At 58.2% G+C, this 7,170-nt stretch carries 6 protein-coding genes; all 6 read right to left on the reverse strand.

The annotated features are described in order from the left end of the window. Positions 1-1,971: copper-transporting P-type ATPase (locus B2P82_RS06025; protein ID WP_290495780.1), on the reverse strand; the 1,971-nt coding region annotated here is incomplete at its 3' end. Between the two features lie 53 nt (positions 1,972-2,024). Beyond that, positions 2,025-2,279 carry a hypothetical protein gene (locus B2P82_RS06030; protein WP_034798659.1) on the reverse strand — a complete coding sequence of 85 codons (255 nt, stop codon included), beginning with the start codon at positions 2,277-2,279 and terminating at the stop codon, positions 2,025-2,027. Between the two features lie 135 nt (positions 2,280-2,414). Then, on the reverse strand, positions 2,415-3,509 hold the full coding sequence (locus B2P82_RS06035; protein WP_034827457.1) for a DUF2231 domain-containing protein: 1,095 nt from the start codon (positions 3,507-3,509) through the stop codon (positions 2,415-2,417). A 9-nt stretch (positions 3,510-3,518) separates the two neighbouring features. Further along, positions 3,519-4,322, reverse strand: coding sequence for a copper resistance protein B (locus B2P82_RS06040; RefSeq protein WP_034813580.1), 804 nt, complete (start codon positions 4,320-4,322; stop codon positions 3,519-3,521). Next, positions 4,319-6,160 (reverse strand): copper resistance system multicopper oxidase, encoded by a 1,842-nt coding sequence (locus B2P82_RS06045; protein ID WP_034827486.1) that lies wholly within the window; start codon positions 6,158-6,160, stop codon positions 4,319-4,321. Before B2P82_RS06045 ends, B2P82_RS06040 begins: the two co-directional genes overlap by 4 nt. Positions 6,161-6,218: 58 nt before the next feature. Then, positions 6,219-6,605, reverse strand: a complete 387-nt coding sequence (locus B2P82_RS06050) for a hypothetical protein (protein ID WP_013301474.1) — start codon at positions 6,603-6,605, stop codon at positions 6,219-6,221. Positions 6,606-7,170: the final 565 nt, after the last annotated feature.

Consider the following 7,170-nt stretch of genomic DNA (forward strand, 5'->3'; position numbering starts at 1 on the left):
GGCACTCTCCATGGCCACATCGGTTCCGGTTCCCATGGCGATTCCGACATCCGCCTGAGCGAGCGCGGGCGCATCATTTATGCCGTCACCGCACATGGCCACGCGGGCACCGTTCTTCTGGAGTTCGGACACGATCCGATGCTTGTCTTCAGGCGAGACGTCGGCGTGAACCTCATCGATGCCGACCTTGTCGGCGACCGCGCGTGCTGTCGTCTCATTGTCACCTGTCAACATCACAATCTTCAACCCTTCGGCATGAAGACGTCTGATGGCTTCCGGTGTCGTCTCCTTGATCGGGTCCGCCACAGAGACAAGGCCTGCCGGTTTTCCGTCGACGGCGGCGAACATAACCGTCTGGCCTTCGGTGCGGTACTGGTCAGCGCGTGTCCCGAGGTCGTCAGACCAGCCCCCGATCCGCTGCATCATCTTTCTGTTGCCGATGGCGACGGTTTGGCCGTCGACGCTTGCCTGCGCACCTTCGCCAGTGACGGATTCAAATCCGTGCGCATCCTTGTGAGGCGCGCCCTTGCCTTTTGCGCCACGCACGATCGCGTCGGCAAGTGGGTGCTCGCTCAAACGTTCCACCGCGGCTACGAGACTAAGCAACGAGGCTTCGTCGAAGCCTTCGCCTGGCTGGACGCGTACCAGTTCGGGGCGTCCGAGCGTCAACGTCCCGGTCTTGTCGACCACGATCGTATCGACCTTCTCAAGCGTCTCCAACGCTTCAGCATTCTTGATCAGGATGCCGTTGGACGCGCCCTTGCCCGTGCCGACCATGATCGACATCGGGGTTGCCAGACCTAGCGCACAGGGACATGCGATGATCAGGACGGCAACGGCATTCACGATCGCAAAAGCCATCGCCGGGTCGGGTCCGAACACGGCCCACACGACAAAGGTCAGGATTGCAATTCCAATAACAGCCGGAACGAACCAGGCAGCGACGAGATCAGCGAGCCGCTGGATTGGAGCTCGGGACCGCTGAGCGGCGGCAACCATTCGGACAATCTGGGACAAGAGCGTGTCTTCGCCCACATGTGTCGCCTTCATAACGAGCGACCCGGTTCCGTTGACCGTGCCGCCGGTCACACGGGCGCCAGCGGCTTTTTCGACGGGCAGGGGTTCGCCGGTGACCATGGACTCGTCAACCGACCCATGGCCGTCGACGACCTCGCCATCGACCGGGATCTTCTCACCTGGCCGGACCCGCAGCTTGTCGCCAGACTTTACATCCGCGAGATCGACATCCTGTTCGCTGCCATCGTCAGCAATCCTGCGCGCAGTAGCAGGGGCAAGCTCCAGCAGTGCACGAATGGCTCCTGAGGTGGCGTTGCGCGCGCGCAGTTCGAGCACCTGGCCAAGTAAAACCAGCGTAACGATGACGGCGGCCGCCTCGTAGTAGACTGCTACCGCGCCGCCATGCCCACGGAATGAATCGGGAAATATGCCGGGCGCGAATGTTGCGACCAGGGAATAAATATAGGCCACGCCGACGCCCATCGCGATCAGGGTGAACATGTTGAGGTTGCGTCGCTTCACGGATTGCCAGCCGCGCACGAAGAAAGGCCAGCCGGCCCAAACGACAACGGGAGTCGCGATCAGGGCCTGAAGCCAGACACTCCATGTCGGATCAATCCAGTGCCTGAGCGGGCTGCCGGGAATCATTTCGCCCATGACAAAGGCGAGCAGTGGCGCCGAGAAGACAAGGGCGACCCAGAAGCGCCGCGTCATGTCATCCAGTTCGCTGGTATCCTGCTCGGCCGTCACCGTTTCCGGTTCGAGCGCCATGCCGCAGATCGGGCAGCCTGTATTGGCAGTTTCGCGTACCTGCGGATGCATGGGACAGGTCCAGACGGTGCCGGCATAGCCGATCGGAACCTTGTCATAGGCATCATCGGGCTTCTCTGGAGCGGCCTGATCGTTGTGATGGCACGCATGTCCGGAATGGGCGTGAGAAGTGTCGTTGGTCATGGCTCTGACTCTTTCAGCAGGAGTGCTTCACAGGATGAGGGTATGCATCACTTTTATGCGCTGCTGTTTCGGTTGAAGAAGTTGAACAAGGGAACGAACAGAAGGGCGATGTACCAGCCATAGAGATAGCTCTCGACAAGGCCGATCAGGAAACCAGTCAGCGTTCCAAACTCAAATCCGGGCAGTAGATCCTGCCATGCTGGATGCATGTGAAGGCTGGACGGCGTCACACTCCCCCAGCCGACGCACAGCAAATAACTGACGAGCAGGAACAGAGACAGCGAGTGTCCGACGGGGATAATTTTCATTCTGACCTCCAGCGGTCCAGGCAAGAGCAAGTAGGACAGTCATAGTATAATACCCCTAGGGGGTATATTCAATATCATCGCCGCTTGCCGGTTGCTTTTCAACTTGGCCGGCAAGCGGCAGTTTGGATTTCCTCCTTATCGCGGCGCACGGGAGGACGAGTGCGTGTGAATGACCTGCCAGGTGCCGGCGACCTTGCGGAACAGCACCGTTTGTTTCCCGATACGCTCCAGGCGTTCGCCATTGGAGCTGAACGTTCCACTGATCGCTGTGTCCGCGACAGCCCATGCAAAGTCACTTCCCTCGAATTGCACGTCTATATTCGAGAAGTCGAGTTCGAGATCCGGAATGGTATCTTTTTCGGGCTCGACATGATTTTCGACAAGGTCGAGCAGGCCAGTATTCTCGCCGCCTGACTCAAAGTACCGGGCGCCTGACCAGTCGAGAAAGTTCTGTCGGAACAGTTCGCCATCGCCGGTCTCCCAACCGGTTTCGATCGCGGCCATGATATCCAGGATCGCCTGTTCATCAGTCGAGACCGGTTTGGTGTCGTGATGGCCGTCGGAGTTGTCGTGTCCGGCGGGGACCGTGCCTGACATTTCTCGATCAGCTGCACCGTCGGTATGGTCGTGATCATGTCCATCGCCGCTCGCCGATGATCCATCCATCGTGTCGGATGGAGGCGCTCCGTGAGCGTCTTGATGATCGTCTGTTGAATTTACGGTGCCTTGGTCGCCATGACCGGCTCCGCCGCCATGATCATGATCGTGGCCTGGCCCGCTGGCTTCAGGAAGGGTCTGCACGCCAAGTCCGTACTTGTAGACAATTGTGCCTCCCCACCACGCTGTAACCGTCAAAAGACCTGCCACCGCCAGGGCACTGATCGCAAATACCGGGCCGGGCGACGAGGCCCTTCTCAGCCAGCGCCAACCGGCGAGGGCCAGTAATGCGAGGCCCGTGGGAACAGCCCAGTTGCGATGGGTTGTCATCGCTTCATGGGACGGCGCATCGTGAGCAACGCTGTAATAGGCCTGAAACCCGGCCGCGATGGTGGCCAGAACCGCCAAGGCAGCCAATGCCAGCATCCAGTCGGCGGCCGGTCGAAGGCTGTCGCGCCAGCGGCCTGCAGGTACGAGGAGGCCAGCCACATATGCCAAGGCTGCAGATGTGCCGAGGGCATAGGTAAAATGCACCAGCACGGGGTGAATATTGGGTTCTATGAAACCGCCCATTTTGTTCTCCTAATACCAGGTCCGCAGGCCCACGAGAAAGACGATATCGTCGCCTTCACCGCCTGCGGCTTTGATCATGTCGCGTGTCTCACCGAAGGCGCTTTGCCATTCGACGCCGACATAAGGCGCAAACTCCCTCCTGATTTCATAACGAAGCCGCAAGCCGGCATCGAGTGTGCTAAGTCCCGCGCCCGTTTCCCTTTCCGGTATGTCCTGCGCGGAAAGATTTGCTTCGATCCGAGGCTGCAAGATCAACCGCTGGGTCAGGAGCAACTCATATTCAGCCTCGATGCGGGCCGTTACATCGCCTTTTTCACTGAGAAAGGCGGAAGCGTCGACTTCGAACCAGTAGGGCGCCAGACCATTCAGTGCGACGACCCCATGCGCGAGACTATCCGGTTCGATGTCGTAGCGAACGCCCGCCTGAACATTCCAGAAAGGCGCAACCGCGCGGGAATAGAGCGCCTGGATCTCGGCATCATCCACGCCCTCTCCATTCAGAGAGGCGCGGCCCTCGCTCTTGAACCAGAGCTTGTTGATATCGCCCCCATACCAAGCCTGTCCGTTCCAGTACAAACTGTCGCCCTCGTCAGACATCTGAGCCTCGAGCTGGTTGAAGAGGATGTAGAAGCTCTTCTGGTCTCCGCCTTCCGCAAGAACGTCCCGGCGAGCGTCCGCCATTGCATCCTCGCCGTAGATGGCGTCGGCCTGATCCCAGGGCGGGGTTTGATTTGTGTCTTCCGCGAACGCGCTGCCGGTCGCGTAGAGCGCGAAGCCGAGGAGGAGAGGGGCTGCCAAATTCGGTTTCATCATGATTTTCCCTCCCCATGGTTCATGCCGTGATGGTCCATGGGCATATTCATCTGACCTGCCGGCATTTTTTCAGCTGGTGTCGTATCGTCTGCTGGCGGAATGACGCTGACGACCTGCATCATGCCAGCGTGCATGTGGTAAAGCAGATGGCAGTGGAACGCCCAGTCACCGACATGTTCTGCGGTGATGTCGACGCTGACCCTGTCTGCAGGCTTGACCGTTACTGTGTGCTTGCGCGGCATGTGATGACCACCGCCATTCACGAGATCGAAAAACATGCCGTGCAAATGGATCGGGTGTGGCATCATTGTATCGTTTACGAGCGTCAGGCGAACACGTTCACCCTCGTAGAACTTGATTGACTCGGTTACCTCGGAGAATTTTACACCGTCGAACGACCACATGTAGCGTTCCATGTTCGACGTCAGATGAATGACAATTTCGCGGCCAGGCGGGCGATGGTCCTCATTCATGTCGAGCGCGCGAAGCTGGTTGTAGGTGAGCGTGCGGTGGGGGACATCATCAAGCCCGAGACCGGGTTCGCCCAAGCGGCTCATCGTCATGCCTGATACTTTTGCGACACCGGGGCCGCGCTCTATATCTGCTTCAATCTTGACGGGCTGGACCGCCGGACCATGAGGATCGGGCATCATCGACATGGCACCCATGTCGTGGCCTTTCATGTCGTCCCCGGCCGTCGCGGTGTCCGGACCATGATCCATTCTCCCCATGCCTGACATGCCCGCCATGTCTCCATGGGCCATTCCCATGTCCCGCATGGTCAGCATCGGCACAGCTCGAAGCGCAGGCGCATCGACCCGCATACCGGCACGCGGGCCGAGCGTGGCGACGGCCTGGCCGGAGCGGTCGATCGATTCGGCAACAAAGGCGTAGGCGCGCGCTTCGGTCGGCGCGATGATGACATCATACGTCTCGGCCACGCCCATCTGGAACTCGTCGGTCTCAACCGGCTGGACATTCAGACCGTCGGCCTGGACCACCGTCATCGGCAAGCCCGGGAGGCGGACATTGAAGAGGGTCATGGCGGAGGCGTTGATAATGCGCAGGCGAACCCGCTCGCCCGGCTGGAAGACCATATTGAAATTATCGGCCGTCGAATGGCCATTGATCAGGTAGGTGTAGGTTTCGCCGGTCACGTCTGCGAGATCGCGCGGGCTCATTCGCATCTGCCCCCACATGCCGCCAAGTCCGGTTGGGTTCGACAGGGTCGGGCGGTTGAAATTCAGGCTCTCGGCATTCTTCTTGAGCTTGTCGAAGATCCGGTGCGGATGCGTGAAACTCCAGTCGCTGAGGACGAGCACATATTCCCGGTCATAAGCCACTGGGTCTGTACCTGCCGGATCTATGACGATCGGACCGTAATGGCCGAGTTGTTCCTGCAGACCAGAATGGGAGTGATACCAGTAAGTGCCATTTTGCGGCACCTTGAACTGATATTTGAACGTTTCGCCCGGTTTGATGCCCGGGAAGCTGACGCCCGGCACGCCGTCCATATGGAAGGGGACAAGCAGTCCGTGCCAATGGATCGAAGTGTCTTCGGCAAGCCGGTTGGTGACGTTCATTGTAACGTCATCGCCCTCGCGCAACCGCAAGAGCGGACCGGGAAGTGTGCCATTGATTCCGGTTGCCATACCGACTTTGCCGTTGAGCCTGACCGGGAACTGCCCGATTTCGAGGTCGAAGCGCGTGCCCGAAAGTGAGGGCACACCAAGGTTTCCGTTGCTGGAAGATTTTGCCCAAGCGGGCAGGAGGCTGCTTGCCCCCAAGGTTGCGCCGGTGCCGAGCACCGTCTGCAACATACGTCGTCTGTTCAACATAATCGTCTCCATGAGGTGAATTTATGCAATCGGGCTGCTAATGCAGCGACGCACGAAATCAGCTCAGGGAACGCACCTTCAATGTGACTGGCGTTTGTTGCAGCAGGTAACTTCGGACCTCAGGCCAGGGCGTGCGGACATTGACGACGCGCTTCCATGCGTGTTGCCATGAGGGTGTAGCAAGCCCGATGGGCGTCGTATCGCCTAATACGTGCTGGACCGGGTTCGCCGTCTTGTCGGCTTGGGCGACCGTTGCTGTCTGAAGCTTGCAGTGATCAGTCTCATCATTGCAGGGCGCCTCAGGCCCATCGGCGGGCGCCTGGTGAGAATGAGCGGTGAACTCGGTTGCCATGCTATTCGTCGCCGACATATCGACGGGACACGCGCAGAGCACCTGCGACAGGCTGAAAAATACCGTCACGAGAGTTGCGACAACAAAGTTCATGACTACCACTTATACCCCATAGGGGTTTAAATCAAGAAAGAACCTCTGAGCACTCAAGGTTTGTCGTAACGGAGCAGGATCAACCCAGACCCGCGGGTCAGTCCCGAGCGAAAAGTTGCATGGCTACGCTCCAGCGCGAATTTGAACGGCCAGCAAATCATGTTAGCGATGTGAATGTCGTTGATAGGCAGCGTCGAACTTTGACAACACGAAAGGGCTGCACCACAGTTTGCACTACAAATTGCAAACAATCTGCACAACAAGCGAAGTTTTGAGTGCCATAGTGCGTTGAATTAATTTAATTTCAAGCACGATTACTGGGCGCGTCACTCGCGGTTCGGAATCCATTGTCGGCTCTTGGCGAAAGGGCAACCTGGTTTCGCTGCGTACGAGCTTCAATTCATAAATAAATTGGACCCCAGACCCTTTTGTTTAGTACGGATTGTGCCATTCCGGTGATTAAGAGACCTGCTTCCTCATTCTATAAAACATCGTAAAATCAATATCTTGCACCTGTGTCGAGAGTATTTATTGTCTTTGTTGTGCATGACTTTTTAATAAGAAA

The sequence above is a fragment of the Hyphomonas sp. UBA4494 genome, from assembly GCF_002388935.1.
Classification (GTDB): domain Bacteria; phylum Pseudomonadota; class Alphaproteobacteria; order Caulobacterales; family Hyphomonadaceae; genus Hyphomonas.